Consider the following 26,784-nt stretch of genomic DNA (forward strand, 5'->3'; position numbering starts at 1 on the left):
TTTAAAATTCCATTCCATTCTTTCTTAAAGTTTCAGCAAAAATCTTTATTCTTCCATGATATTTATAAATACCTCTATCAAAATATATTTTAGTTATTTTCTTCTCTTGGGCTTTTTTTGCTAATTTTTCTGCAACAATTTTGGACAATTCTGATTTATTTTTTGTTTCAGACTCTTTTATATCTTTTTCAACTGAAGAAGCTGATAACAAGGTTATATTCTTTGAATCATCAATAATTTGTGCTGAAATATTTTTAGAAGACCTAAATATACTTAATCTAAACCTATCTGGTTTTGAAACCTTTTTAAGTTTATTTTTAATTCTAAATTTTTTTCTAGTTGTTGTGCTTAATTTCATTATTTCTTTTTACCCTCTTTTTTTAATACATATTGACCTTTTTCTCTAATACCTTTGCCTTTATAAGGTTCAATTTTTCTAAGTGTCTTAATTTTGGAAGCAATTGAACCAACTAATTGTTTATCAAAACCTGAAATTTTTAATGTTGTTTGTTTTTCAACAGCAATCTTAATACCATCTGGTATGTCAAAATTTATATCATGGCTGTAACCTAATTGCAGATTCAGTTGGTTGCCTTTTATTGAAGCTCTATAACCAACTCCCACTAGTTCTAAAATTTTTTCATAACCTTTTATTGAACCAATGACAGCATTATTGATTAAGCTTCTGTTCATACCCCATAATCTTTTTGTATTTTGGTCGATTTTTTTCGGTTTTATAGATATTTCTTTGCCATCCTTAATATCAAGATTAAATACCTCTAAATCTATGTTCAAAGATTTTTTACCAAGAGGACCCTCAATATTAAGAATATTACCAGCGATAGCGACTTTTACTTTTTCTGGTATTGTTATATTTATTTTTCCTATTTTTGACATATTAAAAAACCTTACAAACTATTTCTCCACCAACTTTTTGTTTTCTAGCATCAATATCTGTCATTACGCCTTTAGGTGTAGACAATATTGCAATACCTAATCCATTATTTATCTTGGGTAAACTATCTGCACTTGAAAAAATCCTTCTTCCTGGTTTTGATACTCTCTCAAAATTACTTATCACTGGATTGCCAGAGTGATATTTTAATTCTAATGATAAGATATTCTTTTTCTCTTCAGTAGAAACTTTAAAATCTTTTATAAATCCCTCATTCTTGAGTATATCAGCTATTTTACTCTTAAACTTTGAGGAAGGTAACTCTACTTTTTTATGCTTTCTCGCCTGCGCATTTTTTACTCTTGCTATCATATCTCCTATCGGGTCACTTAAGCTCATAATTGCTCCTTTCTACCAGCTTGATTTTACCATTCCTGGTATCTTACCTTGTAAACCAAGTTGTCTTAACGCAATTCTTGAAATTTTTAATTTTCTGTAAACGCCATGCGGTCTACCTGTTATTTGACACCTGTTCATCACTCTGATTTTCGCAGAATTTCTTGGTAATTTAGATAGTTTTTGTTGTGCCTTAAATCTTTCCTCTAAAGGCAACTTCTTATCCATAATTATTTTTTTTAATTTAGCTCTCTTATTAAAAAACTTGTCAGAAAGTTTTATTCTTCTATTGTTTTTATTTATTGAGCTTAATTTAGCCATATTAATTATCTCCTTTTTTAATAAATGGAAAATTCATCTTTTGTAAAAGCGCAAAACTATGATCTTTGTTTAAAGACGATATTACTATTACAATATCTAATCCTCTGACTTTATCTGCTCTATCAAAGCTAACTTCAGGGAATATGATGTGTTCTTTAACTCCAAATGTATAATTTCCAAATTTATCAAATCCGTTCGGAGATAAGCCTCTAAAATCTTTTATCCTTGGTAACGCTATATTTACCAATCTATCTAGAAATTCATACATTTTATTTTTTCTTAAAGTTACTTTTAAACCAGCGTTAGAGCCTTTTCTTGTTTTAAAATTTGCTACAGATTTTTTGAATTTTGTTGTGACTGGTTTTTGACCTGCAATTTTGGCAAGATCCTCCTCACATGATTTTAATACCTTAGAGTCATTACCATCCAAACCTAACCCCATATTTAAAATGATTTTCTCGATTTTAGGTCCCATATTAAGGTTTTTAAATCCAAACTCTGTTTTTAAAGCTGGTTGAATTTCTTTTAAATAAAGTTCTTTTAGTCTTGGTGTCATTATTTTTTAGCCTCTGTTTTCTTAATTTTTTTTTTCTCATTCACTAATTTGAGATTTGAGATATGGATAAAATTCTCTTTTGAAAAGATACCACCTTTTTTTTCTTTTGTTGTTTTAACGTGTTTTTTAATCATATTTAAATCTTTTACTTTTGCTCTATTGTTTGATCTATCTATTTCAATAACTTCACCTTCTTTGGCTTTATCTTTACCTGCTAAAATTTTCACTTTTAAACCTTTTTTAATCATTATAGTACCTCAGGTGCTAATGAAATTATTTTCATTTGACCTCTAGTTCTTAGCTCTCTTGTAACAGGACCAAAAATTCTTGTTCCAACTGGTTCACCTTTGTCATCAACTAAAACTGCAGCGTTATTATCAAACTTTACTTTCGATCCATCATCTCTGTGGATTCCTTTTTTAACTCTAACGACAACTGCTTTGTGAACTGAGCCCTTTTTAACTTTACCTTTTGGAATTGCCTCTTTAACAGCAATAACAATCGTGTCTCCAATGCTGGCATATCTTCTTTTAGATCCACCTAAAACTTTAATACACTCTATTTTTTTGGCTCCGGTGTTATCAGCAACTTGTAATTCAGTTTGAACCTGTATCATTATTTTGAACTCTCCATAACTTCAAATTTTTTATTTTTTGAGAAAGGTTTACTTTCTATAATTGAAACTTTATCTCCTAATTTATAAGTATTTTTTTCGTCATGAGCATTGTATTTTTTTCTTACCTTAATAACTTTTTTTAATACCGGATGAGAATATTTTCTTTCAACTAAAACAGTTACCGTTTTATTTGGTTTATCACTCACTACTACTCCTGTTAAAATTTTTTTAGGCATTAATTTTCCCTCTTAATAAAGTTTTGAGTCTTGCAATTGTTTTTTTTGTTTCCCCAATTTTAGATGGATTAGTTACCTGAGAATTAACCTTTTGAAATCTAAAGTTAAATAAATCTTTCTTAAGTTTATCAATATTTTTTAAAATTTCGTCTTTAGATAGTTTTTTTATCTCTTGTTTTTTCATTTTATAAAAATCTTTTAATTGTTTTTGTTTTAATCGGTAGTTTTGCTGAAGCTTTGTATAATGCCTCTTTTGCGATCTCCTCTGAGACACCATCAACCTCAAATAAAATTCTCCCAGGTTTTACTCTACAAGCGTAATATTCAGGAGATCCTTTTCCTTTACCCATACGTACTTCTATCGGTTTTTTAGATACAGGAATATTTGGAAATATTCTTGTCCAGACTCTTCCTTGTCTTTTCATATGTCTTGTTAAAGCTACTCTGGCAGCCTCAATTTGTTTTCCTGTTACTCTCTCAGGTGACAAAGCTTTTAAAGCATAAGCTCCGTAATTTATAAAATTAGCTCTCGAGGCTTTACCATGTATTCGTCCTTTGTGAGCTTTTCTCCATTTAGTTCTTACTGGCTGCAACATAATGTTATTTACCCTCTTTAGAAATTACTTTGTTAGTTTCTTGGCTAAATTCTTTTGCAAAAACTTCACCTTTATAAATCCAAACTTTAATACCAATAATACCATATGTGGTAAGTGCTTCTGCTTCAGCATAATCTATATCAGCCCTTAAAGTATGAGATGGTATACTTCCATCCCTTAACCACTCAGTTCTAGCAATTTCATTACCACCTAATCTTCCACTGATTGAGACTTTAATTCCTTTTGCCCCTAGTCTTAAACATGATTGCATGGCTCTTTTCATTGCTCGTCTGTAAGAAATTCTTTTAACTAGTTGTTGAGCAATATTTTCAGCAACTAAATAAGCGTTTGTCTCTGGTTTCTTGACTTCTTTAATATTTAAGGCAACCTCATTCTTTGTAAATTTCGAAAGATTGTTTTTAATCTTATCTATATCACTTCCTTTTTTTCCAATTACAAATCCAGGTCTTGAAGTATAAATGGTTACGTAACATTTATTTGAGGTTCTTTCGATCATAACTTTTGATACACCAGAATTGATTACATTTTTTTTAATATATTCTCTGATTTTAAAATCTTCGATAAGATAATTTCCAAAATCTTTTTTTTTAGCGTACCAAACAGAGTCCCAACCTCTGTTAACACCTAATCTAAAACCAACTGGATTAACTTTTTGCCCCATGACCCTCCGTTTTTTTCATCTCAGATAATATTATTGTTACACTTGAATAAGGTTTTAATATTGGTGCTGCCCTTCCTTTGGCTCTTGGTCTGAACCTTTTCATTGTAATTTTCTTTCCACAATAAGCTTCTTTTACTACTAATTTGTCAATGTCATATTGAAAATTGTTTTCAGCATTCGCAATAGCTGAGTTGATTGTTTTTCTAATATCTTTTGTTATTCTTTTTTCTGAAAATTCTAGATCTCTTATAGCAACATCTACCTTTTTCCCTACAATACCTCTAAGTATAGGATTAAGTTTTCTTACACTTGATCTAATATTATTGTTTATCGATCTCACAAGCTTGTCTTTATTGTTTTGTGTTTTCTTTTTTTTACTCATAAATTACTTTTTAGCCTCAGCTTCAGCAGGTTTTGCCTTTTTATCTGCTGGTGTATGTCCAAAGAAAGTTCTTGTAGGTGCAAATTCACCTAATTTATGTCCAACCATATCCTCTGAAACCGTTATTGGGATAAATTTTTTTCCATTATAAATCAAAAAACTTACTCCAACAAAATCTGGAAGTATTGTAGATTTTCTTGACCAAGTTTTAATCGGAATTTTTTTAGGGTCAGTTTTATATTTATCCACCTTTTTCATTAAACTTTCCTCTACAAAAGGACCTTTCCAAACTGCTCTAGCCATTATTTGGTATCCTTTCTTTTGTTTCTTCTCTTCACTATAAATTTATCAGTGCGTTTATTGTCTCTTGTTTTTAATCCTTTGGCTGATTGACCTTTTGGAGAAACTGGATGTCTTCCACCTGCACTTTTTCCTTCACCACCGCCATGTGGGTGATCAACAGGGTTTTTAACCACTCCTCTTGTGTGTGGTCTTCTTCCTAACCATCTAGATCTTCCAGCTTTACCTATTTTAATATTTTTTTGATCTGGATTACTTAAAACACCAATCGTCGCTAGAGATCTCGAGTCAATTTTTCTTACTTCGCCAGAAGCTAATTTTATCAGACTGTAATTACCATCTAATCCACTAATCGTGACAGATGTCCCAGCTGATCTTGCAATTTTACCACCACCACCTGGTTGTATTTCAACATTATGAATATCTATGCCAACAGGAATATCTTGTAATGGCATACAATTACCAACTTTTATCTCTTTTTTTGAGCCGTTTTCAACTTTGTCACCAACTTTAATTTTTTGTGGAGCCAAGTAATAAGCATGAGAATTATCCTCAAATTTAACTAACATTATGTAACAAGATCTATTTGGATCATATTCAATTCTTTCGACCGTAGCAGGAGAATCAAATTTTTTTCGATAAAAATCTACATGTCTATACATCTTTTTGTGACCACCAGCTCGGTTTATGGAAGTTATATGGCCATTATTATTTCTTCCTTTCATTGAATTTTTTGGTGAAACCAGTGACTTGAATGGTTTTCCTTTCCAAAGACCCACTCTATCAACAAGAATTGTTCCTCTTGTAGATTTTGTATACGGTTTAAAAGTTTTGAGTGCCATTTAAATTCCTGTAGTTAGATCAATACTTTGACCCTTTTTAAGGGTGATTATTGCTTTTTTAAAACCAGAGACTTTCACTTTTCTCCCTCTGGTAAATTTTGTTCTATTCTGTTTGTTTATGATATTAATTTTTGTAACATTTACTTTGAAAATTTTTTCAATGTTATTTTTAAGATTTTTTTTATTAGCACTATTACGCACTTTAAAAACTATTTTATTTTCTCCAGATAAATTGGTAGATTTTTCTGTAAGTAAAGGTGACAAAATTTTGTCATATAAATGAATCTTTTCTATTTTAGGCATATCTTTTCTCCAATTCTTTTATAGAGCTTTCAGTAAAAACTACCTTCTTAAATTTTATAATATCAAAAGCACTAAAATGATTTATGTCTGTAACTTTAATATTTGGAATATTCCTAATTGATTTTTCAACTTTTTCCTTTGAGGATTTATCAAGAATAATTAAAGAGTTTGTGATTTCAAACTTTTTAAGAATTAAATTCATTTCTTTAGTTTTTTTTATTGGGTTATTGAAATCATTAAGTACTAGTAAATTTTTATTTTTAGTTTTTTCACTTATTAGTGACGCAATACTTTGTCTTTTTTCACTCTTGTTTAATTTTCTAGTTTTATAAGCTAGTTGTCCTTTTGGTCCATGTGCTATACCACCCCCAACAAATATTGGTGCTTTTCTACTAGCATGTCTTGCGTTACCAGTTCCTTTCTGCGCATAAATTTTTGATGTAGGTCCCGCAACTTCATTCTGTTGCTTTGTTTTTGCATGTCGTCCCTTATAATTAGCATTTGTTTTATATAAAACACTACTTATTAATTTATGGTTTATTTTAGCAGAAAAAATTTTATCCAAAACTTCTATAGAACTTTTTTTTCCATCTAAATTTAATTTATCTAATTTCATTATTTTTTCTTTTTATCTGGTGTTTTTTTTGCTAATTCAGCAACTTTAATTTTTTCATTAATTGTTAGTTTATTAATGTTTTTAACAGAGCCTTTAACTAGAACTTCTGAGTTTTTTGAACCTGGAATTGAGCCTTTTAAATAAAGTAATTCATTTTCTAAATCTGTTTTAATAATTTCAATATTTTGCATAGTTCTTAATTTGTCACCCATATGTCCTGCCATTTTTTTTCCTTTAAAAACTTTTCCTGGATCTTGTCTTTGTCCAGTAGAACCATGAGATCTATGTGAAATTGAAACCCCATGTGTCGCTCTTAAACCACCAAAATTATGTCTTTTCATTGCTCCTGCAAAACCCTTACCTATAGTTTTTGATTTTGTATCGACAAATTTGATATCCTTAAATATTTCAAGTCCAAACTCATTTCCTTCTTTAAAATTTTCAATATTTTCAACTCTGAATTCTTTTAATCTCTTTTTTGCTTCAGTATTTTTTTTTGCAAAATAACCTTTCATTGCTTTTGTAAGCTTTGAATTTTTAATTTTTCCATACCCTAATTGAACGGCTTTATAACCCCTCTTTTCAGTATCAATTACCTGAATAACTCTTGCTTTTTCCATCTTAAGAACTGTTACGGGCACTGACTGTCCAGTTTTATAAAACTCTCTGGTCATTCCAATTTTCTTTCCTATTAAAGCAATATCTCTCATATCTAAATTTTTATCTCTACATCTACACCTGAAGCTAAATCTAATTTCATAAGTGCTTCTACAGTTTGTGGTGTTGGTTCAACTATATCTATTAATCTTTTGTGTGTTCTAGATTCAAATTGTTCTCTACTTTTTTTATCAATGTGCGGTGATCTTAAAACTGTATATCTCTCAATTTTAGTTGGCAGAGGTATTGGACCTTTAATAGTTGCTCCTGTTCTTTTGACAGTGTTCACTATTTCTTCAGTTGATGCATCTAGAACTTTATTATCATATGCTCTTAGTTTAATTCTTATGTTTTGTTTTTCCATTTTAGCCTGCAATCTTTTTTGTTACTTCATCTTGAACATTTTGTGGAACTTTTGAATAATGATCAAAAAACATTGAGTATTGCGCTCTGCCTTGAGACATTGATCTTAAACTATTAATGTAGCCAAACATGTTGGCCAATGGAACCATCGCAGTAATAACCGTAGCATTACCTCTTTGCTCTTGAGTACTTATCTGACCTCTTCTACTATTCAAATCACCAATAACATCACCCATGTAATCCTCAGGTGTTACAACTTCAACCCTCATTACTGGCTCTAAAAGCTTCAATCCACCTTTTGTACATGCTTCTTTAAAACAAGCTCTGCTTGCTAGTTCAAATGCTAATACGCTAGAGTCCACATCATGGTGTAATCCATCTAAAATTGTTACCTTGTAATCTATCATTGGAAATCCAGCAAGTATTCCACCATCTGATATCGTTTCAATTCCTTTTTCAACTCCTGGAATAAACTCTTTTGGAATAGCACCACCTTTAATTTTACTTTCCACTTCTCTTCCTTTGCCAGGCTCTTGTGGTTCTACTAACAATTTAACCTTAGCAAATTGTCCAGCACCACCACTTTGTTTTTTATGTGTGTACTCAACTTCTGATGAAGTTTCTATTGTCTCCCTATATGCAACTTGAGGGGCTCCAACATTTGCCTCTACCTTGAACTCTCGTTTCATTCTATCCACGATAATATCTAAATGTAATTCTCCCATTCCTTTGATAATTGTTTGCCCTGACTCTTCATCTGAAGTAACTCTGAATGAAGGATCTTCTTTAGCCAATCTTCCTAAAGCCTCACCCATTTTTTCTTGATCGGCTTTAGTTTTTGGTTCTACTGCAATTTCTATTACGGGATCCGGGAATTCCATAGGTTCTAAAAGAACACCGTTTTCTTTATCACATAAAGTATGTCCAGTAATAGTATTCTTCAAGCCTGCCAAAGCCACAATATCTCCAGCGTTAGCTTCTTTAATATCCTCTCTTGAATTAGCATGCATCAATAACATTCTTCCAACTCTTTCCTCTTTCTCTTTTGATGAGTTGTAAACGGCAGTTCCAGTTTTAATTGTGCCAGAGTAAATCCTAATAAAAGTCAATGATCCTACAAATGGATCATTTGCAACCTTGAAAGCTAGAGCTGAAAACGGAGCATTATCTTCAAATTTCATTTCCATTTCATCTTCGCTACCTAATTTAGTTCCCTTAATTGAGCCAATGTCAACTGGGCTCGGTAAATAATTGACAACAGCGTCTAATAAAGGTTGTACGCCTTTATTTTTGAAGGCTGATCCAGTCATTACTGGCACAAAATCAAAATTTAAAGTTCCTTTTCGTATACATTTTACTAAATCTTCCTCTTTAATTTCATCTCCATTTAAATATGACTCCATTAATTTTTCATCTTGTTCAACAGCAGCCTCAACTAGTTCAGTTCTATATTTTTCAGAAATTTCTTTTAAATCGGCAGGTATGTCTTTATACTCCCACTCAGCACCTAAGGCTTCATTTTTCCAAACTTGAGCTTTCATTTTTACTAAATCAACAACACCTGTTAGAGACGCTTCGATACCGATAGGAACTTGAATAACCAATGGTTTTGCTCCCAATCTATCTCTTATCATATCTACACATCTAAAAAAATCAGCTCCTGTTCTGTCTAATTTATTCACGAAACAAATTCTTGGAACTTTATATTTATCTGCCTGTCTCCAAACAGTTTCAGATTGAGGTTCAACACCTGCAACACCATCGAAAACTGCTACAGCACCATCTAAAACTTTAAGAGATCTTTCAACTTCAATAGTAAAGTCAACGTGGCCAGGCGTATCGATGATATTTATTCTATGGTCTTGCCAAAAACAAGTTGTTGCAGCTGATGTAATTGTAATCCCTCTTTCTTGCTCTTGCTCCATCCAGTCCATTGTAGCAGCACCATCATGGACTTCTCCAATTTTATGACTCTTACCAGTGTAATATAAAATTCTTTCTGTTGTAGTTGTTTTACCAGCATCAATATGAGCCATGATACCAATATTTCTATATTTATCTAAAGTATGAGTTCTAGACATAATTTTTTACCACCTAAAATGTGCAAATGCTTTATTTGACTCAGCCATTTTATGAACATCTTCCTTTTTTTTTACTGCAGCTCCTTTTTTTTCATAAGCATCATAAAGCTCATTGAAAATCTTATCAGACATATTTTTATCTTTTCTTTTTCTTGCAGAGTCTATTAACCATCTAATTGCTAAAGCTTGAGCTCTTTTATTTTTTACTTCAACTGGAACTTGATAAGTTGCTCCACCGACCCTTCTAGATCTAACTTCAACAGTTGGTTTAATATTATTAATCGCCTCATTAAAAATATTTATAGGCTCATCTTTTGATTTGGTCTTAATTTTTTCTATAGCATCATAAACAATTTTCGAAGCTATACCTCTTTTACCATCGTACATTAAGTTATTTATTAATTTAGGAATAATAGTAGAATTAAATTTTGGGTCTGGAACTATATCTTTTTTTGGTTGTGATTTTTTTCTAGACATTTTTATTTACCCTTTTTAGTTCCGTATAAAGATCTTCTTTTTTTTCTATTTGCAACTCCTTGGGTATCGAGATTTCCTCTTAATATGTGATACCTTACACCAGGCAGATCTTTAACTCTTCCACCTCTTATTAAAACAACTGAGTGCTCTTGCAAATTATGACCTTCACCTGGTATATATGCCGTAACTTCAAAACCATTTGAGAGTCTTACTCTTGCAACTTTTCTAAGTGCCGAGTTAGGTTTCTTTGGAGTAGTTGTATAAACCTTAACACAAACACCTCTTTTTAAAGGTTGTTTCTGTAGAGCGGGAACTTTATTCCTCTTAAGTTGTTTAACTCTCTTTTTTTTTAACAACTGGTTAATTGTTGGCATAAAAATTTAAAATTAATTATATTTTTGATGAAATAACTGACAGATCAATTATGGCAGCGTTTAGTACATTCAATTAGTACTACTTTCCAACCAAAAACATCGCCAAAATACTTATAAATTGAATTTTGTCAAACAAAACCTGTGATTTTAGGCTGTTTTTTCTATTGATTTGCCTGGGTTTCTGAGGCCTCAATCTTTTCTTGCTCAGATAAGAATTTGTTATCATCCTCGAGTGCTTTTTTATTCCATCTATTCTTGATATTTCCTGTTCCAGCAGGCACCAATCTACCAACGATAACATTCTCTTTTAATCCATTTAACGGGTCAATTTTACCTTTAATTGCAGCATCAGTTAAAACTCTTGTAGTTTCTTGGAATGAAGCAGCGGAGATAAATGACTCTGTCTGTAAAGAAGCTTTTGTAATACCCATTAAAACTCTTTCACCTATTGCTGGCGTTTTATTCTCTGATTTGAGTTTTTCATTCATATTTTCAAATTTTATTCTGTCGACTATTTCACCTGGTAAATAAGATGAGTCTCCTGAGGATTTTACTTCCACTTTTTTCAACATTTGTCTTAAAATAGTTTCGATATGTTTATCATTTATGATAACACCTTGTAGTCTGTAAACTTCCTGAACCTGATTAACAAAATATTCAGTTAAATCTTTTATACCCATTATCCTTAAGATATCATGTGGTAAAGGTTGACCATCAAGAAGATATTCGCCTTTTTTAATTTTTTCACCTTGGTTAAAGTTAATATGCTTTCCTTTGGGAATTAAATAATTTGATGGTTCACTTCCGTCTTCAGGAACGATTGAGATTCTTTGTTTGCCTCTAACCTCTTTTCCAAAGATAACTTGCCCATCATTTTCAGCAATTATTGCACTGTCTTTTGCCTTTCTTGCCTCAAATAATTCAGCAACTCTTGGTAGTCCTCCAGTAATATCTTTTGTTTTTGTTGTTTCTTTAGGGAGTCTAGCAATTACATCACCTGCTGAAACTTTTTGTCCATCTTTTACTGATAAGATTGAGTCTGGAACAAGATAATACCTTGCTTCATTATCATCTGCTTTTTTAATAACATTACCTTTTTCATCTCTAAGAGTAATTCTTGGTTTTAAATCAGTGCTTTTTGATTGTGATCTCCAATCTATTACAGACTTAGATGAAATACCGGTGGCGTCATCAGTAGTTTCTTGAATTGAAACTCCATCAATCAAATCAACATAACTTGAAATACCACTTTTTTCAGCAATAACAGGTGTAGTATAAGGATCCCATTCACAGATTTTAGTATTTGCTTTTACTTTGTCACCATTTTTAAAAAATAGTTTTGATCCATAAGCAACTTTATAAACTGCAATTTGTACACCATTGTCATCTTCAATGGAAAGTTGAGTATTACGTCCCATTACAATCAAATTCTTTTTAGAATCTTCTAAAATATTTGAGTTTAAAATCTTTAAAGTTCCCTCACTTTTAGTAACTATTTGTGAATCTTGTTTTACTGAAGCTGTTCCACCAACGTGGAAAGTTCTCATTGTAAGCTGGGTACCAGGTTCTCCGATTGATTGAGCAGAAATCATACCAATGGCTTCACCAACGTGAACCATTTTACCTCTAGACAAATCTCTTCCATAGCAAGTAGCACAAACTCCCTCTTTTGAACTACAAGTCATCACTGAATAAACTTTAAGTGATTTTATTCCAGCAGAATCAATTTTATCACAACCAGCTTCATCTATCATAGTCGATTTTTTTAGAATAATTTCGCCTGTTAAAGGATGTTTTACATCTGAAGCTGTAACTCTACCTAAAGATCTTTCAGATAAACTGACAACAACATTTCCACCTTCTAAAATTTCAGAAAGTTCTATAAATCCTGGGTTATCACAATTCTTTTTAGTAATTGTCAAATCTTGGGCTACGTCACATAATCTTCTAGTTAAATATCCCGAGCTTGCTGTTTTTAATGCTGTGTCAGCTAAACCTTTTCGAGCTCCGTGTGTAGAATTAAAGTATTCTAGGGCAGTTAATCCCTCTTTGAAATTTGACGTAATTGGACTTTCTATAATTTCACCAGAAGGTTTTGCAATAAGACCTCTCATACCAGCTAATTGTTTCATTTGTGCAGCTGAACCTCTGGCTCCACTATCAGCCATCATAAATACTGAGTTAATCTTTAAACCTTCTTCAGTTTTTTCAGTTGCAGAAATACCTTTCATCATTTCACCAGCTACACGATCAGTACATTTTGACCAAGCATCAACAACTTTATTATATTTTTCACCTCTAGTAATAAGTCCTTCAGCATATTGAGTTTCATAATCTGAAATTAATTTTTTTGTATCATCTATTAATTGGGTTTTACTTTTTGGTATAACTAGGTCATCTTTACCAAAAGAAATTCCAGCTTTAAAGGCATGTTTAAAACCTAGATCCTTTAATTTGTCACAGAAAATAACTGTTGTTTTTTGACCACAAAATCTAAAAACAATATCGATCACCTCAGAAACAACTTTTTTAGGTAGTAGTCTATCTACCAATGAAAATTTAATATCTTTGTTTTTTGGTAACAAGTTTGCTAATAAAAATCTACCAGCTGTAGAAGTATATTTTTCATACTTCTTATTTCCATTATCATCAACAGTTTCAAATCTTGATATAATTGTACTATGAACTTTTAGTTGTCCTGAAGACAAAGCGAATTCTATTTGATCTGCGTTAAGAAAATATCCTGCTGGTTTATCAGTTAATGGTTCTTGTGATAAATAGTAAATTCCTAAAATCATATCCTGACTCGGAACTATAATCGGTTTACCATTAGATGGTGATAAAATATTGTTTGTTGATAACATCAATATTCTTGCCTCTAATTGAGCCTCTAAACTTAGTGGAACATGCACTGCCATTTGATCTCCATCAAAGTCCGCATTAAAAGCTGCACACGTTAATGGGTGTAACTCAATAGCATCTCCCTCTATCAATTTAGGTTCAAAAGCTTGGACACCTAATCTATGAAGTGTTGGAGCTCTATTCAATAGAACTGGGTGTTCTCTCACAATTAATTCTAAAGCATCCCACACAGCATTAGTTTCTTTTTCTACAAGTTTTTTTGCTTGCTTAATTGTTGATGCTAACCCCAGTTTATTTAATCTAGCGTATAAAAATGGTTTAAATAGCTCTAATGCCATTTTTTTTGGTAATCCACATTCATGTAATTTTAGATCTGGTCCAACAACGATCACAGATCTTCCAGAATAATCTACACGTTTGCCTAAAAGATTCTGTCTAAATCTACCTTGTTTACCTTTTAACATTTCTGCTAAAGATTTTAATGGTCTTTTACCTGTTCCGGTGATTACTCTGCCTCTTCTACCATTGTCAAATAAGGCATCAACAGACTCTTGTAACATTCTTTTTTCATTTCTAACGATTATGTCAGGAGCTTTAAGATCCATTAATCTTTTTAAACGATTATTTCTATTAATAACTCTTCGGTATAAATCGTTTAAATCTGATGTTGCAAATCTACCACCATCCAAAGGAACTAAAGGTCTTAGTTCAGGTGGTATCACAGGCACAACAGTCATGATCATCCACTCTGGTTTTTGACCTGTATCGATAAAAGACTCTATTAGTTTAAGTCTTTTAATTGCTCTTTCTTCATTAACTTTTGATTTTGTCTCTTTAATGTAATTAACTAGATTTTTCTTTTCTAATTCTAAATCAAGGTTCTTTAGCATTTCTAAAACTGCCTCAGCTCCTATACCAGTAGAGAACGCCTCTTCACCAAATTCATCTTGATATTTTGCTAATTCTTCTTCATTCAAAAGTTGATTTTTTTTCAATCCAGTTAAGCCTGGCTCAATTACGATAAAATTTTCAAAGTAAAGTACTCTCTCAATTTCCTTCAACTTCATATCAACTGCTAAAGCTATTCGGCTAGGTAATGATTTTAAAAACCAAATATGTGCAACTGGAGTAGCGAGATTAATATGACCCATTCTCTCTCTACGAACATTTGATTTTGTAACTTCAACTCCACATTTTTCACAAATTATACCTCTGAATTTCATTCTTTTATATTTTCCACACAGACATTCATAATCCTTAATAGGACCAAATATTCTTGCGCAAAATAATCCATCTTTCTCCGGTCTGAAAGTTCTATAGTTGATTGTCTCAGGTTTTTTTATTTCACCATATGTCCAGGACTTTATTTTCTCAGGACTTGCCAATGAAATTTTTATACTATTAAAATTTTGAGCTTCAGATATCTCAGAATTTTTGAACAGATCTGTTAATTCTTTTTTCATAATTAATTTAATTCCACATTTAATGCCAAAGATTTTATTTCTTTTACTAATACGTTGAATGATTCTGGTATGCCTGACTCGAAATTTTCTTCACCTTTAACGATTGTCTCATAGACTTTAACTCTACCAGCTACATCATCAGATTTAACAGTTAATATTTCTTGTAAAGTATATGACGCACCGTAAGCTTCGAGAGCCCAAACTTCCATTTCACCAAATCTTTGACCGCCTAATTGCGCTTTGCCTCCAAGTGGTTGCTGTGTAACTAAACTGTAGGGTCCAGTAGATCTTGCGTGAATCTTATCCTCTACTAAATGATGAAGTTTAAGCATATAAATAATTCCAACTGTTACCGGTCTATCAAATTTTTCTCCTGTTCTTCCATCCCACAAGTAAGTTTGTCCAGAGCCTGGTAGTTTTGCCAGTTCTAACATTTCTGTTACGTCTCTTTCTTTTGCTCCATCAAATACTGGTGTTGATATTGCAATACCATTTTGAAGGTTTTCACATAAATCCGCAAACTCTGTTTTATTTAATTTATCAACTTTTTGATTATAGATTTCTTCGCCATAAACAGATTTTAAAAAATTTGATATCTTCTCAGTTTTTTCAAGCTTTTTATAATTTTCGTTCACTAAATTTTTAACTTGTTCTCCAAATTCTTTGCATGCCCAGCCTAAGTGTGTCTCTAAGATCTGACCCACGTTCATACGGCTTGGAACTCCCAAAGGATTTAAAACTATATCAACTGGTCTTCCATCCTCTCTGTAAGGCATGTCTTCAACAGGAACAATTTTACTAACAACTCCTTTATTACCATGTCGTCCAGACATTTTATCACCTGGTCTTAATCTTCTTTTAATTGCAACAAAAACTTTAACCATTTTCATTACGCTTGGCAAAAGATCATCTCCACTTCTTATTTTTAGAACTTTATCTTCAAATCTTTCAACAATATCTTGTTCAGCTTTATTATATTGATCTTTTAATTGAGCAATTGCAGCATCATTTTTTGAATTACCATCTGTAATTTTAAAAACATCAGTGATTGTTAAATTATTAATAGTTTCAAAGCTAAGTTTTGTTCCTACATCAATATTTTTTATTTTTTTGGTTAGTGACGAGCCAGATAAAATTTGTGAAGCCCTTTGCTTAATACTTCTCTCTAATATTTCTTCCTCAACAATTTTATCTTGCTGAACTTGTTCAATCTCCGCTCGTTCAATTGTTATAGATCTTTCATCTTTTTCGATACCATGTCTATTGAAAACTTTTACATCAACTACAGTTCCACTACTTCCTCTGGACATTCTTAAAGATGTATCAGTTACGTCTATTGCTTTTTCACCAAAAATGGATCTTAATAATTTTTCCTCTGGTCCTGAAGCTGAATCTCCTTTTGGTGTAACTTTACCAACTAAAATATCTCCAGCATTAACTTCTGCCCCAATATAAACTATGCCTGACTCATCAAGATTTTTTAAAGCTTCCTCATTAACATTTGGAATATCTCTTGTAATTTCTTCCTCACCAAGTTTAGTATCTCTTGCCATTATCTCATATTCAACAATATGGACAGATGTAAATACATCGTCAGTCACACATCTCTCTGAAATCAAAATTGAGTCCTCAAAATTATATCCTTGCCAAGGCATAAATGCGACGGTAACATTTTTTCCTAAAGCTAATTCTCCTAATCTAGTCGAAGGGCCGTCAGCAATAATATCACCTGTTTTTACTTTGTCCCCAACTCTAACTAATGGTCTTTGATTAATACATGTATTTTGGTTTGATCTTTTAAATTTTTGAAGATTATATATGTCAACACTAGATTTAGTGAAATCTGTTTCCTCAGTAACCTTAACAACAATTCTCTTTCCATCAATTTTGTCAACTATTCCATCTCTCTTTGCTACGATTGTAACACCTGAGTCTAAAGCAACATCACTTTCGATACCTGTTCCTACCAAAGGAGCCTCTGGTTTTAATAGCGGAACCGCTTGTCTCATCATGTTTGATCCCATTAAAGCTCTGTTGGCGTCATCATTTTCTAAAAAAGGAATCAAAGATGCTGCTACTGACACTAATTGTTTAGGGGATACATCGATGTAATCAATAGTTTCAGGTTTAGATAATAAGAAATTCAAATTTTGTCTACAAGATACAAGCTCTTCAATAATTTTATTATTCTTATCTAATTTGGTATTAGCTTGAGCAATCGTATACTTAGTTTCTTCCATTGCAGATAGATATTCAACTTTATCTTGAACTACTCCATCTTTAACTCTTTTGTAAGGACTTTCGATAAATCCATATTTGTTAATTTTTGCGTAAGTAGATAAGCTATTTATCAAACCAATATTTGGTCCTTCTGGTGTTTCAATCGGGCATATTCTTCCATAATGAGTTGGATGAACATCACGTACTTCAAAACCTGCTCTTTCTCGAGTTAAACCGCCAGGCCCCAACGCTGATACTCTTCTTTTATGAGTAATTTCGGATAAAGGATTTGTCTGATCCATAAACTGAGATAACTGTGAACTAGCAAAAAAATCTTTCAATGAAACTGTAAGAGGTTTTGCGTTAATTAAATCTTGCGGCATCGCTGATTCAATATCAAGAGTAGTCATTTTTTCCTTGATAGCTCTCTCCATTCGGTAAACACCTATCCTAGCCTGATTTTCAACAAGCTCACCTACTGATCGAACTCGTCTATTACCTAAATGGTCAATATCATCTACTTCATCCTTACCATCTCTTAGATCTAGCATTTTATGAATTATTGCAATTATGTCATCATTTCTTAAAATTGTAATTTTATCAGAACACTCTAGACTCAATCTAGAATTCATTTTTACTCTACCAACATCAGATAAATCATATCTATCAGAACTAAAAAAAAGATTGTTAAATATTTGGGTTGCTATCTCAATTGTTGGTGGTTCACCAGGTCTTAGCATTTTATAAATTTCAGTAATTGCCTCTTCTTTAGTATTATTTTTATCATTGAATATTGTAGTTAATAAATAACCGCCTTTATTTATAGAATTAGTAATCGATATATCGAGAGTATAAATTTTTGCATCTAATATTTGTTGGATAATTGTTTCATTTAATTCAGTTCCAATTTTTAAAGTACCCCCTTCTTTATCACTTATTTTAATATCCGAATGTAAAAATTTTCCATACAGAGACTCTTTTGATACTAAAATATTTTTTAAACCATCATTTAATAATTTCTTTGCATTTAGATAATTTATCTTTTCTCCTAATTTTATTACAACTTTTCCAGTGTTTGCATCAATAACCTCCTCTGAGAAATTTTTTGCTTTATAATTTTCTGGATTAAATTTTGTTTTCCATTTTTGAGAGTTGGTATCATAACTAAATTTTTCATGTTCATAAAATTCGTTTGCGATATCTGATTTAGTAAAACCTAAAGCGAGTAATAAAGATGAGGCGAGTATCTTCTTTTTTCTATCAATTTTAAAATATAAAAAATCTTTGACGTCATATTCAAAATCTAACCATGAGCCTCTATTTGGAATTACACGACAATTAAATAATAATTTACCACTGGCGTGAGTTTTACCTTTATCATGATCAAAAAATACTCCTGGACTTCTGTGCATTTGGTTTACAACAACTCTCTGCACCCCATTAGTTATAAAAGTTCCACTGTTAGTCATCATTGGAACTTCCCCCATGTAAACTTCTTGTTCTTTTGCTGATAAAATATCTTTAGTGTTATTTTCTTGATCTATCTCATAAACAACTAATCTTAGAGTACATTTTAATGCGGAAGAGTAGGTCAAACCTCTAGCAATACATTCATCTACATCAAACTTTGGTTTTTCTAATCTATAAGAAACATATTCTAAAGTTGCCTTATCATTAAGGTCTTCAATTGGAAAAATACTTTTAAAAACTCTATCAAAACCTTTTGTTAATTCTAAATTTTCAGCATTAAAATCTGTTAACTCTTTGTAAGAATTTTTTTGGACTTCTATTAAGTTTGGTATTGATAAACTCTCTTTAAGTTTACCAAAACTTTTTCTAATATTTTTTTTTTCAGTAAAAGATATTTGCATCAATGTTTAACACTGATTAATAGAATTAATCAGAGCTAAAAAAATCCTTTTTAATTTATTTAAGTTCTACTTTAGCGCCTGCAGCTTCTAACTTAGCCTTTATTTCTTCAGCTTCTTTTTTTGGAACACCAGTTTTCACTTCTTTTGGTGCACCTTCAACTAAGTCTTTAGCCTCTTTTAGTCCTAAAGAAGTTGCTGCTCTCACTTCTTTAATTACATTAATTTTCTTATCACCTGCAGAAACTAACATGATAGTAAAATCATCTTTATCTTCTGCTGCTGCTGCTGCACCTGCTGCTGCTGGAGCTGCTGCTGCCATTGGGGTAACACCCCATTTTTCTTCTAGTTGTTTTGAAAGATCTGCCGCTTCAGCAACAGTCAAACTTGATAAATCTTCTATAATTTTATTTAGGTCAGGCATTTTTTACTCTTTAGGTTGTGTTTCAGAATTTTCTGGTGGTAAACTACTCATTTTTTCCGATCGTGCAAGCAAAATACTGACTAATTTTGATGCAGAAGCATTCAAAATACCTACAATATTTGCTCTTGCTTCATCTAAAGTTGGTAAACTAGCTACATTTAATACTCCCGCTTGATCTAAAATCTCATTATCCATGATTCCACCAATTAATTTTAGACTCTCATTATCCTTTGCAAATTTAGATAAAATTCTTGCAGACATAATCGCATCCTCTCCAAATGCTACTGCTGTAGGTCCCGTAAATAATTTTGATAAATCCTTACATTTGGTTTTTTCTAAAGCTAATTTTGTAATTCTATTTTTTGTAATTTTAAAAACAATTCCATGCTCTCTCATTTTCGATCTTAATTCATCAAGTTGAGGCATTGTTAAACCTTGATAATGAGTTACCATAACTGCTTTACTATTTTCAAATTGCGCAGTCATTTCAGTTATATAATTTTTTTTTTGTTCTTTGTTCATCATAAAAATTTAAATGCTTTTTCCTATTTTTAATTTATACGAAACACCCATTGTTGAGGTTGCAAAAGCTGACTTTACTAATTCACCTTTGACTGTATTGTTAGATTTTTCTTTTTCAAGTGTTTCAATTATTGCATTATAATTCTTTATTAGTTTATCATCAGTAAAAGATTTCTTACCGATACTCACACCAATATTTCCATCTTTATCATTTCTTATTTCTGCTTGACCAGATTTTGCATCTATTATCGCTGTCTTTAAATCCTCAGTTACAGAACCTAGTTTTGGGTTAGGCATCAAACCCTTTGGACCAAGCACTTTTCCTAATTTAGATAATTTAATCATCATAGAAGGTGTGCAAATTAATTTTTCAAAATTAATTTCTCCATTTTTAATTTTTTCAATAAAATCATCGCCTCCAACAATATCTGCACCAGCTGACTTTGCATCAGCAGATTTTGAATCCTCACAAACTACTGCAACTTTTACTTTTTTTCCTGAACCACCTGGAAGATTTACTACAGTTCTAATATTAATCTCATTTTTTTTTTGTTTATTATTAATTTGAAAACTTAAATCAACAGACTCATCAAATTTTGTTGTGCAATTTTTTTTAATAATAGGAATTAATTTTTCAATACCATCTGCAGGTAATTCAGCCGTTTTTTCTGGTAATTTTTTAAATCTTTTAGACATTATTAATCTTTAACCTCAATTCCCATAGATCTAGCTGAACCTGCAATAATTTTTACTGCTTGTTCTAGATCTAATGCATTTAAATCGTTCATCTTTTGTTTTGCAATTTCCTCAGCCTGTTTTTTTGTTATAGAGGCTACAATATTTCTACCTGGTTCTTGTGAACCACTTTTTAACTTAGCTGCCTCTCTAATAAAAAATGAAGCAGGGGGTGATTTAATTTTAAAATCAAACTTTTTATCTTTATAAACAGTAATCTCAACAGGAACAGGTTTTCCTGCTAAAGATTTTGTTTTATCATTAAAGGCTTTACAAAATTCCATTATATTAACCCCACGCTGACCTAAGGCAGGACCAACTGGTGGTGCTGGATTAGCTTGACCACCTTTAATTTGTAACTTTATAAAACCACTAATTTCTTTTTTTGCAGCCATTAACTTGTTTTCTCCACTTGATTATATTCTAATTCAACTGGTGTCGGTCTTCCAAATATAGAGACAGAAACTTTTAATCTTGACTTCTCTTCATCAATTTCCTCAACCATTCCACTAAATGAAGCAAACGGTCCATCAACTACTTGGACTTTTTCACCAACGCTGTACTCTATACCAGATTTTGGCTGAGCTACACCATCTTTTATTTGACCTAAAATCTTCTCTATTTCTTTATCTGATACTGGGACAGGTATACCTTTTGTACCTAAAAAACCGCTTACCCTCTTTATATTTTTAATCATATGATAAATACTGTTGTCCATCTCACTCTTAATAAGCACATAACCAGGAAAATATTTTTTTTTTCTTTGAACTCTTTTGCCTCTTTTAACCTCAGTTACGTCATGAGTTGGAACAATTATTTCATCAAATTTATCTGAAATTTTTGCCTTTTCTGCCTCTTCCTTAATTAAACCAGCAACTTTATTTTCAAAGCTTGAGTGTGATTGAACTATGTACCAATTTTTCATTATAAACTCACTTTAAGTAAAAGCTCTAAGAAAAACTTCAAAACTTGGTCAAGTAAAAGAAAAAATAATGACATCACTACTGCCATAGCAAACACCATTAAGGCACCTTGAACTGTTTCTTTACCAGTAGGCCAACTAACTTTAAAAGCTTCTTGCTTAACTTCTTGAATAAATTTGATTGGGTTTTTCATAATACAATTTAATTTTATTAATTGGCAGGAGCGGAGGGACTCGAACCCTCAGCCTCCGGTTTTGGAGACCGGCGCTCTACCAATTGAGCTACACTCCTATATAGAGTTTACTCTATAATTTTAGTTACAACTCCAGCGCCTACAGTTCTTCCACCCTCTCTAATTGCAAAGTTTAGTTTTTCAGACATTGCAATTGGTGTTATTAGTTTTACTGTAAATTTAGCATCATCACCTGGCATAACCATTTCAGTGCCTGCTGGTAATTCAACTTCACCTGTAACGTCTGTAGTTCTAAAATAAAATTGGGGTCTGTATTTAGTAAAGAAAGGAGTATGTCTGCCGCCCTCCTCTTTTTTTAATACATAAGCTTGCGCTTCAAACTTTGTGTGAGGTGTAACTGAACCCGGCTTACAAAGAACTTGACCTCTCTCGATGTCAGTTCTTTCCACTCCTCTTAAAAGAACACCAACGTTATCACCTGCTTCACCTGAGTCTAGAAGTTTTCTAAACATCTCTACACCAGTGCAAACTGATTTTTTTGTTTCCCTGATACCAACAATCTCTAATTCATCACCAGTTTTTAACACCCCAGATTCAACTCTACCTGTTGCAACTGTACCTCTTCCAGAAATAGAGAATACATCTTCAACTGGCATTAAGAAATCTTTATCTTTTGGTCTATCGGGTTGAGGAATAAATTCATCAACATTTTTCATTAATTCTAAAATTGATTTTTTACCAATTTCTTCATCTCTTCCCTCAACAGCAGCAAGTGCAGAACCTTTTGCTATTGGAGTTTTATCACCTGGGAACTTGTATGAAGTTAATAATTCTCTTATTTCCTCTTCAACAAGATCAATCATTTCTTTATCATCAACTTGGTCTACTTTATTTAAATAAACGCAGATTGCAGGAACACCGACTTGTCTTGCTAATAGTATGTGTTCTCTTGTTTGAGGCATAGGCCCATCTGCAGCATTAACAACTAAAATAGCTCCATCCATTTGAGCTGCACCTGTAATCATATTCTTTACATAGTCAGCATGACCAGGGCAGTCTACGTGAGCATAATGTCTTTTTTCAGTTTCATATTCTACGTGAGCAGTAGATATAGTGATACCTCTCTCCTTTTCTTCTGGAGCTTTATCAATTTGATCATATGCAATTGCTTGTGCACCACCAGTTTCAGATAAAACTTTAGTGATAGCAGCAGTCAAAGTTGTTTTACCGTGATCGACATGACCAATTGTACCAATGTTACAATGTGGTTTATTTCTTACAAATTTTTCTTTCGACATTACTTTTTTTCCTCACTTTTCAAATTTAAATTTATTTTCTTGGAGCGGGTAAAGGGAATCGAACCCTTACATCCAGCTTGGAAGGCTAGCGTTCTACCATTGAACTACACCCGCACAACCCCAAGAGTAACACTCCAGTATTGTTTAAAATATATTGAATGGTGGAGGGGGAAAGATTCGAACTTTCGAAGACCGAAGTCAACGGGTTTACAGCCCGCCCCATTTGACCGCTCTGGAACCCCTCCCTTAGGGGAAGTGTCCCCTTGTTCAATAAAGCTTCAAACAACATGCGTTTTATATATTTTATTTATCCAAATGCAACACGTGATTTAGTAGGAAAATATTAAAAAAAACGTGTAAAACATAGGATTATTTATGAATAAATCATCATTTTTCATTGTTGGCCAACACGCGGTTATTGAGGCTCTTAAAAATCCAAAAAGAAAGGTACTGAGAGTTTTTTTAACAGAGGAAAGTAAAAAAAATATACACAGGAAAAGCCCAAACAAAAACCTTCTTAATGAAGTAAAAGTTTATTTTAAAACTAAAAAAGAATTAGACAAATATAGCACCAAGGAGAATTTGTTGCATCAAGGATATGTTGCTGAAATAGAACACCTGGAAAAACCAATCCTAAAAGAATTTATAAAAAAAAAAGATAATATCACTTTGGTTTGTTTGGATGGGGTAACAGATCCTAGAAATATTGGTGCTTTAATAAGAAGTGCGGCATCTTTTAATATTGATGGAATTATTATTAAAGAAAGACACTATCCAAATGAAAGTAAACTTATGTATAAAGCTTCAAGTGGAGCAATTGAATATATAAATATTTTTGAGGTATCGAATATTAATTCTACTTTAAAAAATCTTAAAGATAAAAATTTTTGGGTTTATGGTTTTGATGGTAATGGTAATAAAGATTTCACAAAAATAGAATGGAAAGGAAATAATATTCTTTTATTTGGTTCTGAGGGATTTGGCATGCACCAACACACATCAAAATATGCAGATTTTTTAGTTAAGATAGACATAAATAATAAAGTTGAAAGCTTAAATATCTCAAATAGTGCTGCAATTGTATTTCACCACTTAAGTTATTTAAAAAAAAAGAGTTGATTAATTAAAGAATTATTAATAATTATTGCGCATGCCCTTGTAGCTCAGCTGGTAGAGCAATTGATTTGTAATCAATAGGTCCGCGGTTCGAATCCGTGCGGGGGCACCATCACTCAATAAAATCAACATTTATTATTTTTGTTTTAAAATTTTTCATAAAAATAAGCATGTACTAATCTAGTTTTTTTTCGCTCACTTTTCTTAAAATTATTTTCTTCAGCCATTTCACATTTAAAATTAACTTCTGGCATGTAACATAGAAACCAAAAACTTTTATTTTTTTCAGCTAAATCTTTAAACTCAAAAAAATTTAGTTCTTTTTTAATATTTGGTTGAATATTTTTTAGATAGTTCATTATGAAAATTGAGGTTCCTCTAGGATTATATAAAACAATATTATTATTATCACTTTTTTTAATTTGATTTAAAACAAGATTAAACTCTGGTTTGGTCTTAGGTCTCTCAAAAATTTCTATTAAGTGATTTCCAACAGTTAAAAAAATTAATAATGAAAATAATGCTCTTCTTAAAAAATTGTTTTTTAACTCATTTAATAAACAAGATATAAATATTAAAATTGGTATTAATATAAATATTATGTATCGATCATGTAAAACTGGTGTATTCAAAATTCCATAAATCAGAGGTATTAAATATGAAAAGAATATTATGGTAAGCAAAAATAGATAATTGTTATTCTCTAAAAATATTTTTTTTCTACATTTAATTATGAGGAATAAAGATAATATAAGGTAAAAATATCCCATTATTTTTGATCCAAAAAATCTTGGAAAATATAGTCCATCTAAAACATTAATTATATCTGATGAGAGCATGTAATTATCAAAAGAAACTTGAAACAAAATATAATCATAATTTAATAATAGATAAGAAATGCTGATAAATAGAACTGAAATGTAAAACTGAACATACTTATCTTTAAATAATAAGTATTTGTAAAATAGAAAAAAAATCTGTGAAAAAAAAATAATTAAAGAAAATGGATTTATTGAATAGTTTATTACTGAAAAAATAATAAAAAAAACTGTATTTTTTTTTTTACCTTCTCTATTACATAATTTGAGAAAAAAATATATATTCAAAGCACTAGTTAATAACAATAGTGAGTATGGTCTTACTTCTTGTGAATATTTTATTGTATAAATACTTAAGCAAGTCAGTAAGGTTGCTAATAAAAATGTGTTATCCTTTTTAATTTGAAAAGTAATAGGTCTAATGATTATAAAGAATATAGACCCAAATATTAAAGTTAAGTATCTTGCGATTTCAGGATTATAGCCAAATATATTTAAAAAATACTTTAAAACTAAATTAAAAAATATCGGATTATGATAATCATATTTTTTATGTCTTTCATATGTTTCATTCCATGATAGTTCCGGATCAGCTATCCAGAAAGATAACATTTCATCTAACCAAAAATCCTCAAAATTTATTTGATAAAAAATAGTAAGAATTCCAGTTATAATTATAAAAAAATATAAAATATTATAATTTAGATTTAGATGTCTCTTCATTAACTAGATTTAATTAAGAAGTTTCTTTTCTTAACTGCTCAATTTTAATTTTTTTTTGAAGACTTCTATTCTTATCATACATAAGATTAAATTTTATACTTTGGTTAGTTTTAACAATAATGTCTTTAGCATTTCTTATTTCAATATTATCTGCTACGGCGCTTATTGGTCTTTTTTTAGGATTTAAATTTTTAATAGTTATTTTTGATTTATAACTTACCACTTTTCCTTTCCATCTTCTGGGTCTAAATGGACTTATTGGAGAAATAGATAACTTTTTTGAATTTAAGCTTAGTATTGGTCCGTGTACCGATAAATTATAAGCTGTACTTCCGGCTGGAGTAGAAACGAGAACTCCATCAGAGACTAATCTTTTTATAACTTGTTTTGAGCCATGTTTAATTGATAATGAAGCAGCTTGTCTGCTCTGTCTCAGTATCGAAACTTCATTAATTGCTAAAAATTTTCTTATTTGATTTTTTATATTTTTTACTGTCATTTCTAAAGGAGAAATAGAAATAACATTGGATTTAGATAAATTTTTAATTATTGCTTTTGAGGAAAATTTATTCATTAAAAATCCATAATTTCCAGAATTTATTCCGTAAAAAAATTTTTTTGAGTTTTTATGTTTTTTTAAAGTTTTTAGCATAAATCCATCACCACCAATAACTATTATAATATTAGCTTTTGATGTTTTAGACTTATCTAATATCTTAATTAAAGAGCTTTTAATTTTTTGTGATTTCAAATTTTTATCAGAAATAATTTGTATTTTTTTCATTTAGTGGTGCCCTCGGCCAGACTCGAACTGGCACTCCGCAAGCGGCAAGGATTTTAAGTCCTTTGTGTCTACCAATTTCACCACGAGGGCATTAATGAATTTCATGAGTGTTTATGCTAATATTTATAATTCAACAAGAGTA

The 26,784-nt window shown here is 31.2% G+C and carries 33 protein-coding genes and 5 tRNA genes; 2 read left to right on the forward strand and 36 right to left on the reverse strand.

The genetic code is table 11. The features are described from left to right. Position 1 precedes the first annotated feature (1 nt). From rplR to B5L73_RS04130, 33 genes are all read right to left on the reverse strand, one after another. Positions 2–358, reverse strand: coding sequence for a 50S ribosomal protein L18 (gene rplR / locus B5L73_RS03970; protein ID WP_085148136.1), 357 nt, complete (start codon positions 356–358; stop codon positions 2–4). Further along, positions 358–897 (reverse strand): 50S ribosomal protein L6, encoded by a 540-nt coding sequence (rplF, locus tag B5L73_RS03975; RefSeq protein ID WP_085148139.1) that lies wholly within the window; start codon positions 895–897, stop codon positions 358–360. The genes rplR and rplF overlap by 1 nt, the downstream gene beginning before the upstream one ends. A 1-nt stretch (position 898) precedes the next feature. Then, positions 899–1,294, reverse strand: coding sequence for a 30S ribosomal protein S8 (rpsH, locus tag B5L73_RS03980; protein WP_085148142.1), 396 nt, complete (start codon positions 1,292–1,294; stop codon positions 899–901). 12 nt (positions 1,295–1,306) lie between these two features. After that, positions 1,307–1,612, reverse strand: coding sequence for a 30S ribosomal protein S14 (gene rpsN, locus B5L73_RS03985; protein WP_085148145.1), 306 nt, complete (start codon positions 1,610–1,612; stop codon positions 1,307–1,309). A 1-nt stretch (position 1,613) separates the two neighbouring features. Further along, on the reverse strand, positions 1,614–2,168 hold the full coding sequence (rplE, locus tag B5L73_RS03990; protein WP_085148148.1) for a 50S ribosomal protein L5: 555 nt from the start codon (positions 2,166–2,168) through the stop codon (positions 1,614–1,616). Then, complete coding sequence (gene rplX / locus B5L73_RS03995; RefSeq protein ID WP_085148151.1) at positions 2,168–2,416, reverse strand: 50S ribosomal protein L24; 249 nt, start codon at positions 2,414–2,416, stop codon at positions 2,168–2,170. Before rplX ends, rplE begins: the two co-directional genes overlap by 1 nt. Beyond that, on the reverse strand, positions 2,416–2,784 hold the full coding sequence (rplN, locus tag B5L73_RS04000; RefSeq protein ID WP_085148154.1) for a 50S ribosomal protein L14: 369 nt from the start codon (positions 2,782–2,784) through the stop codon (positions 2,416–2,418). Before rplN ends, rplX begins: the two co-directional genes overlap by 1 nt. Next, a complete protein-coding gene (gene rpsQ, locus B5L73_RS04005) occupies positions 2,784–3,020 on the reverse strand; it encodes a 30S ribosomal protein S17 (RefSeq protein WP_085148157.1) in 237 nt (78 codons plus the stop codon). The genes rplN and rpsQ overlap by 1 nt, the downstream gene beginning before the upstream one ends. Beyond that, complete coding sequence (gene rpmC, locus B5L73_RS04010) at positions 3,013–3,204, reverse strand: 50S ribosomal protein L29 (RefSeq protein ID WP_085148164.1); 192 nt, start codon at positions 3,202–3,204, stop codon at positions 3,013–3,015. The genes rpsQ and rpmC overlap by 8 nt, the downstream gene beginning before the upstream one ends. Before the next feature lies 1 nt (position 3,205). Continuing rightward, positions 3,206–3,616: a 50S ribosomal protein L16 gene (rplP, locus tag B5L73_RS04015; RefSeq protein ID WP_085148167.1), complete on the reverse strand. Its 411-nt coding sequence runs from the start codon at positions 3,614–3,616 to the stop codon at positions 3,206–3,208. Between the two features lie 4 nt (positions 3,617–3,620). After that, positions 3,621–4,298, reverse strand: a complete 678-nt coding sequence (gene rpsC / locus B5L73_RS04020) for a 30S ribosomal protein S3 (protein ID WP_085148170.1) — start codon at positions 4,296–4,298, stop codon at positions 3,621–3,623. Beyond that, positions 4,282–4,680 (reverse strand): 50S ribosomal protein L22, encoded by a 399-nt coding sequence (gene rplV / locus B5L73_RS04025; protein ID WP_085148173.1) that lies wholly within the window; start codon positions 4,678–4,680, stop codon positions 4,282–4,284. The genes rpsC and rplV overlap by 17 nt, the downstream gene beginning before the upstream one ends. A 3-nt stretch (positions 4,681–4,683) precedes the next feature. Then, positions 4,684–4,983, reverse strand: a complete 300-nt coding sequence (gene rpsS / locus B5L73_RS04030; RefSeq protein WP_085148176.1) for a 30S ribosomal protein S19 — start codon at positions 4,981–4,983, stop codon at positions 4,684–4,686. Next, the gene (rplB, locus tag B5L73_RS04035; RefSeq protein WP_085148179.1) at positions 4,983–5,822 is read right to left on the reverse strand and encodes a 50S ribosomal protein L2; all 840 of its coding nucleotides are present in this window, start codon (positions 5,820–5,822) and stop codon (positions 4,983–4,985) included. The genes rpsS and rplB overlap by 1 nt, the downstream gene beginning before the upstream one ends. Beyond that, entirely contained in the window at positions 5,823–6,125 is a 303-nt protein-coding gene (rplW, locus tag B5L73_RS04040; RefSeq protein WP_232309641.1) for a 50S ribosomal protein L23, read from the reverse strand. It lies immediately after the preceding gene. Next, a complete protein-coding gene (gene rplD / locus B5L73_RS04045; RefSeq protein WP_085148182.1) occupies positions 6,118–6,741 on the reverse strand; it encodes a 50S ribosomal protein L4 in 624 nt (207 codons plus the stop codon). The genes rplW and rplD overlap by 8 nt, the downstream gene beginning before the upstream one ends. After that, positions 6,741–7,451: a 50S ribosomal protein L3 gene (gene rplC, locus B5L73_RS04050; protein WP_085148185.1), complete on the reverse strand. Its 711-nt coding sequence runs from the start codon at positions 7,449–7,451 to the stop codon at positions 6,741–6,743. Before rplC ends, rplD begins: the two co-directional genes overlap by 1 nt. Positions 7,452–7,453: 2 nt before the next feature. Continuing rightward, a complete protein-coding gene (gene rpsJ / locus B5L73_RS04055; protein WP_085148191.1) occupies positions 7,454–7,762 on the reverse strand; it encodes a 30S ribosomal protein S10 in 309 nt (102 codons plus the stop codon). Between the two features lies 1 nt (position 7,763). Then, positions 7,764–9,842 carry an elongation factor G gene (fusA, locus tag B5L73_RS04060; RefSeq protein WP_085148194.1) on the reverse strand — a complete coding sequence of 693 codons (2,079 nt, stop codon included), beginning with the start codon at positions 9,840–9,842 and terminating at the stop codon, positions 7,764–7,766. 6 nt (positions 9,843–9,848) lie between these two features. Continuing rightward, on the reverse strand, positions 9,849–10,319 hold the full coding sequence (gene rpsG / locus B5L73_RS04065) for a 30S ribosomal protein S7 (protein WP_085148197.1): 471 nt from the start codon (positions 10,317–10,319) through the stop codon (positions 9,849–9,851). Between the two features lie 2 nt (positions 10,320–10,321). Next, on the reverse strand, positions 10,322–10,693 hold the full coding sequence (gene rpsL / locus B5L73_RS04070; RefSeq protein ID WP_085148200.1) for a 30S ribosomal protein S12: 372 nt from the start codon (positions 10,691–10,693) through the stop codon (positions 10,322–10,324). 161 nt (positions 10,694–10,854) lie between these two features. Further along, entirely contained in the window at positions 10,855–15,018 is a 4,164-nt protein-coding gene (rpoC, locus tag B5L73_RS04075) for a DNA-directed RNA polymerase subunit beta' (protein WP_085148203.1), read from the reverse strand. Positions 15,019–15,020: 2 nt separating this feature from the next. Further along, positions 15,021–19,109, reverse strand: a complete 4,089-nt coding sequence (gene rpoB / locus B5L73_RS04080; RefSeq protein ID WP_085148206.1) for a DNA-directed RNA polymerase subunit beta — start codon at positions 19,107–19,109, stop codon at positions 15,021–15,023. Positions 19,110–19,164: 55 nt separating this feature from the next. After that, a complete protein-coding gene (gene rplL / locus B5L73_RS04085) occupies positions 19,165–19,530 on the reverse strand; it encodes a 50S ribosomal protein L7/L12 (RefSeq protein WP_085148214.1) in 366 nt (121 codons plus the stop codon). Between the two features lie 3 nt (positions 19,531–19,533). Next, the gene (gene rplJ, locus B5L73_RS04090) at positions 19,534–20,052 is read right to left on the reverse strand and encodes a 50S ribosomal protein L10 (RefSeq protein ID WP_085148217.1); all 519 of its coding nucleotides are present in this window, start codon (positions 20,050–20,052) and stop codon (positions 19,534–19,536) included. A 9-nt stretch (positions 20,053–20,061) separates the two neighbouring features. Then, on the reverse strand, positions 20,062–20,751 hold the full coding sequence (gene rplA, locus B5L73_RS04095) for a 50S ribosomal protein L1 (RefSeq protein ID WP_085148220.1): 690 nt from the start codon (positions 20,749–20,751) through the stop codon (positions 20,062–20,064). After that, positions 20,751–21,182, reverse strand: coding sequence for a 50S ribosomal protein L11 (gene rplK / locus B5L73_RS04100; RefSeq protein WP_085148238.1), 432 nt, complete (start codon positions 21,180–21,182; stop codon positions 20,751–20,753). The genes rplA and rplK overlap by 1 nt, the downstream gene beginning before the upstream one ends. After that, positions 21,182–21,712, reverse strand: a complete 531-nt coding sequence (gene nusG / locus B5L73_RS04105; RefSeq protein ID WP_085148241.1) for a transcription termination/antitermination protein NusG — start codon at positions 21,710–21,712, stop codon at positions 21,182–21,184. The genes rplK and nusG overlap by 1 nt, the downstream gene beginning before the upstream one ends. Then, positions 21,712–21,903 carry a preprotein translocase subunit SecE gene (gene secE, locus B5L73_RS04110; RefSeq protein WP_085148246.1) on the reverse strand — a complete coding sequence of 64 codons (192 nt, stop codon included), beginning with the start codon at positions 21,901–21,903 and terminating at the stop codon, positions 21,712–21,714. The genes nusG and secE overlap by 1 nt, the downstream gene beginning before the upstream one ends. A gap of 22 nt (positions 21,904–21,925) precedes the next feature. Continuing rightward, positions 21,926–22,001: transfer RNA gene (locus B5L73_RS04115), tRNA-Trp, on the reverse strand. A 9-nt stretch (positions 22,002–22,010) separates the two neighbouring features. Next, positions 22,011–23,201 (reverse strand): elongation factor Tu, encoded by a 1,191-nt coding sequence (gene tuf / locus B5L73_RS04120; RefSeq protein ID WP_085148250.1) that lies wholly within the window; start codon positions 23,199–23,201, stop codon positions 22,011–22,013. Between the two features lie 40 nt (positions 23,202–23,241). Next, positions 23,242–23,315, reverse strand: a tRNA-Gly gene (locus tag B5L73_RS04125). A 45-nt stretch (positions 23,316–23,360) separates the two neighbouring features. Further along, a tRNA-Tyr gene (locus B5L73_RS04130) sits at positions 23,361–23,446 on the reverse strand. A 130-nt stretch (positions 23,447–23,576) separates the two neighbouring features. Here B5L73_RS04130 and rlmB point away from each other — a divergent pair. Continuing rightward, positions 23,577–24,320, forward strand: coding sequence for a 23S rRNA (guanosine(2251)-2'-O)-methyltransferase RlmB (gene rlmB / locus B5L73_RS04135; RefSeq protein ID WP_085148253.1), 744 nt, complete (start codon positions 23,577–23,579; stop codon positions 24,318–24,320). Positions 24,321–24,353: 33 nt separating this feature from the next. After that, positions 24,354–24,429 (forward strand) — tRNA-Thr (locus B5L73_RS04140). Positions 24,430–24,463: 34 nt separating this feature from the next. Here B5L73_RS04140 and B5L73_RS04145 read toward each other — a convergent pair. The 3 genes from B5L73_RS04145 to B5L73_RS04155 form a co-directional block, all read right to left on the reverse strand. Continuing rightward, entirely contained in the window at positions 24,464–25,858 is a 1,395-nt protein-coding gene (locus B5L73_RS04145) for a glycosyltransferase family 39 protein (protein ID WP_085148256.1), read from the reverse strand. A 13-nt stretch (positions 25,859–25,871) separates the two neighbouring features. Then, positions 25,872–26,642, reverse strand: a complete 771-nt coding sequence (locus tag B5L73_RS04150) for an NAD kinase (RefSeq protein ID WP_085148259.1) — start codon at positions 26,640–26,642, stop codon at positions 25,872–25,874. A 4-nt stretch (positions 26,643–26,646) separates the two neighbouring features. Then, a tRNA-Leu gene (locus tag B5L73_RS04155) sits at positions 26,647–26,732 on the reverse strand. Positions 26,733–26,784 lie beyond the last annotated feature (52 nt).

This window comes from Candidatus Pelagibacter sp. RS39, from assembly GCF_002101315.1.
Classification (GTDB): domain Bacteria; phylum Pseudomonadota; class Alphaproteobacteria; order Pelagibacterales; family Pelagibacteraceae; genus Pelagibacter.

Excerpts from the sequence above, each read along its gene's own strand:
- rplE (WP_085148148.1), bottom strand. The coding sequence starts at position 2,168 with ATGACACCAAGACTAAAAGAACTTTATTTAAAAGAAATTCAACCAGCT.
- rplF (WP_085148139.1), bottom strand. The coding sequence starts at position 897 with ATGTCAAAAATAGGAAAAATAAATATAACAATACCAGAAAAAGTAAAA.
- rplP (WP_085148167.1), bottom strand. The coding sequence starts at position 3,616 with ATGTTGCAGCCAGTAAGAACTAAATGGAGAAAAGCTCACAAAGGACGA.
- rplD (WP_085148182.1), bottom strand. The coding sequence starts at position 6,741 with ATGAAATTAGATAAATTAAATTTAGATGGAAAAAAAAGTTCTATAGAA.
- rplV (WP_085148173.1), bottom strand. The coding sequence starts at position 4,680 with ATGAGTAAAAAAAAGAAAACACAAAACAATAAAGACAAGCTTGTGAGA.
- rplC (WP_085148185.1), bottom strand. The coding sequence starts at position 7,451 with ATGAGAGATATTGCTTTAATAGGAAAGAAAATTGGAATGACCAGAGAG.
- rpsN (WP_085148145.1), bottom strand. The coding sequence starts at position 1,612 with ATGGCTAAATTAAGCTCAATAAATAAAAACAATAGAAGAATAAAACTT.
- tuf (WP_085148250.1), bottom strand. The coding sequence starts at position 23,201 with ATGTCGAAAGAAAAATTTGTAAGAAATAAACCACATTGTAACATTGGT.
- rpsG (WP_085148197.1), bottom strand. The coding sequence starts at position 10,319 with ATGTCTAGAAAAAAATCACAACCAAAAAAAGATATAGTTCCAGACCCA.
- rpsL (WP_085148200.1), bottom strand. The coding sequence starts at position 10,693 with ATGCCAACAATTAACCAGTTGTTAAAAAAAAAGAGAGTTAAACAACTT.
- rpoB (WP_085148206.1), bottom strand. The coding sequence starts at position 19,109 with ATGCAAATATCTTTTACTGAAAAAAAAAATATTAGAAAAAGTTTTGGT.
- rpoC (WP_085148203.1), bottom strand. The coding sequence starts at position 15,018 with ATGAAAAAAGAATTAACAGATCTGTTCAAAAATTCTGAGATATCTGAA.
- rpmC (WP_085148164.1), bottom strand. The coding sequence starts at position 3,204 with ATGAAAAAACAAGAGATAAAAAAACTATCTAAAGACGAAATTTTAAAA.
- rpsJ (WP_085148191.1), bottom strand. The coding sequence starts at position 7,762 with ATGGAAAAACAAAACATAAGAATTAAACTAAGAGCATATGATAATAAA.
- rplN (WP_085148154.1), bottom strand. The coding sequence starts at position 2,784 with ATGATACAGGTTCAAACTGAATTACAAGTTGCTGATAACACCGGAGCC.
- rpsQ (WP_085148157.1), bottom strand. The coding sequence starts at position 3,020 with ATGCCTAAAAAAATTTTAACAGGAGTAGTAGTGAGTGATAAACCAAAT.
- nusG (WP_085148241.1), bottom strand. The coding sequence starts at position 21,712 with ATGAAAAATTGGTACATAGTTCAATCACACTCAAGCTTTGAAAATAAA.
- rplW (WP_232309641.1), bottom strand. The coding sequence starts at position 6,125 with ATGCCTAAAATAGAAAAGATTCATTTATATGACAAAATTTTGTCACCT.
- rplJ (WP_085148217.1), bottom strand. The coding sequence starts at position 20,052 with ATGAACAAAGAACAAAAAAAAAATTATATAACTGAAATGACTGCGCAA.
- rplB (WP_085148179.1), bottom strand. The coding sequence starts at position 5,822 with ATGGCACTCAAAACTTTTAAACCGTATACAAAATCTACAAGAGGAACA.
- B5L73_RS04145 (WP_085148256.1), bottom strand. The coding sequence starts at position 25,858 with ATGAAGAGACATCTAAATCTAAATTATAATATTTTATATTTTTTTATA.
- rlmB (WP_085148253.1), top strand. The coding sequence starts at position 23,577 with ATGAATAAATCATCATTTTTCATTGTTGGCCAACACGCGGTTATTGAG.
- secE (WP_085148246.1), bottom strand. The coding sequence starts at position 21,903 with ATGAAAAACCCAATCAAATTTATTCAAGAAGTTAAGCAAGAAGCTTTT.
- rplR (WP_085148136.1), bottom strand. The coding sequence starts at position 358 with ATGAAATTAAGCACAACAACTAGAAAAAAATTTAGAATTAAAAATAAA.
- rplK (WP_085148238.1), bottom strand. The coding sequence starts at position 21,182 with ATGGCTGCAAAAAAAGAAATTAGTGGTTTTATAAAGTTACAAATTAAA.
- fusA (WP_085148194.1), bottom strand. The coding sequence starts at position 9,842 with ATGTCTAGAACTCATACTTTAGATAAATATAGAAATATTGGTATCATG.
- rpsC (WP_085148170.1), bottom strand. The coding sequence starts at position 4,298 with ATGGGGCAAAAAGTTAATCCAGTTGGTTTTAGATTAGGTGTTAACAGA.
- rplX (WP_085148151.1), bottom strand. The coding sequence starts at position 2,416 with ATGATTAAAAAAGGTTTAAAAGTGAAAATTTTAGCAGGTAAAGATAAA.
- rplL (WP_085148214.1), bottom strand. The coding sequence starts at position 19,530 with ATGCCTGACCTAAATAAAATTATAGAAGATTTATCAAGTTTGACTGTT.
- B5L73_RS04150 (WP_085148259.1), bottom strand. The coding sequence starts at position 26,642 with ATGAAAAAAATACAAATTATTTCTGATAAAAATTTGAAATCACAAAAA.
- rpsH (WP_085148142.1), bottom strand. The coding sequence starts at position 1,294 with ATGAGCTTAAGTGACCCGATAGGAGATATGATAGCAAGAGTAAAAAAT.
- rpsS (WP_085148176.1), bottom strand. The coding sequence starts at position 4,983 with ATGGCTAGAGCAGTTTGGAAAGGTCCTTTTGTAGAGGAAAGTTTAATG.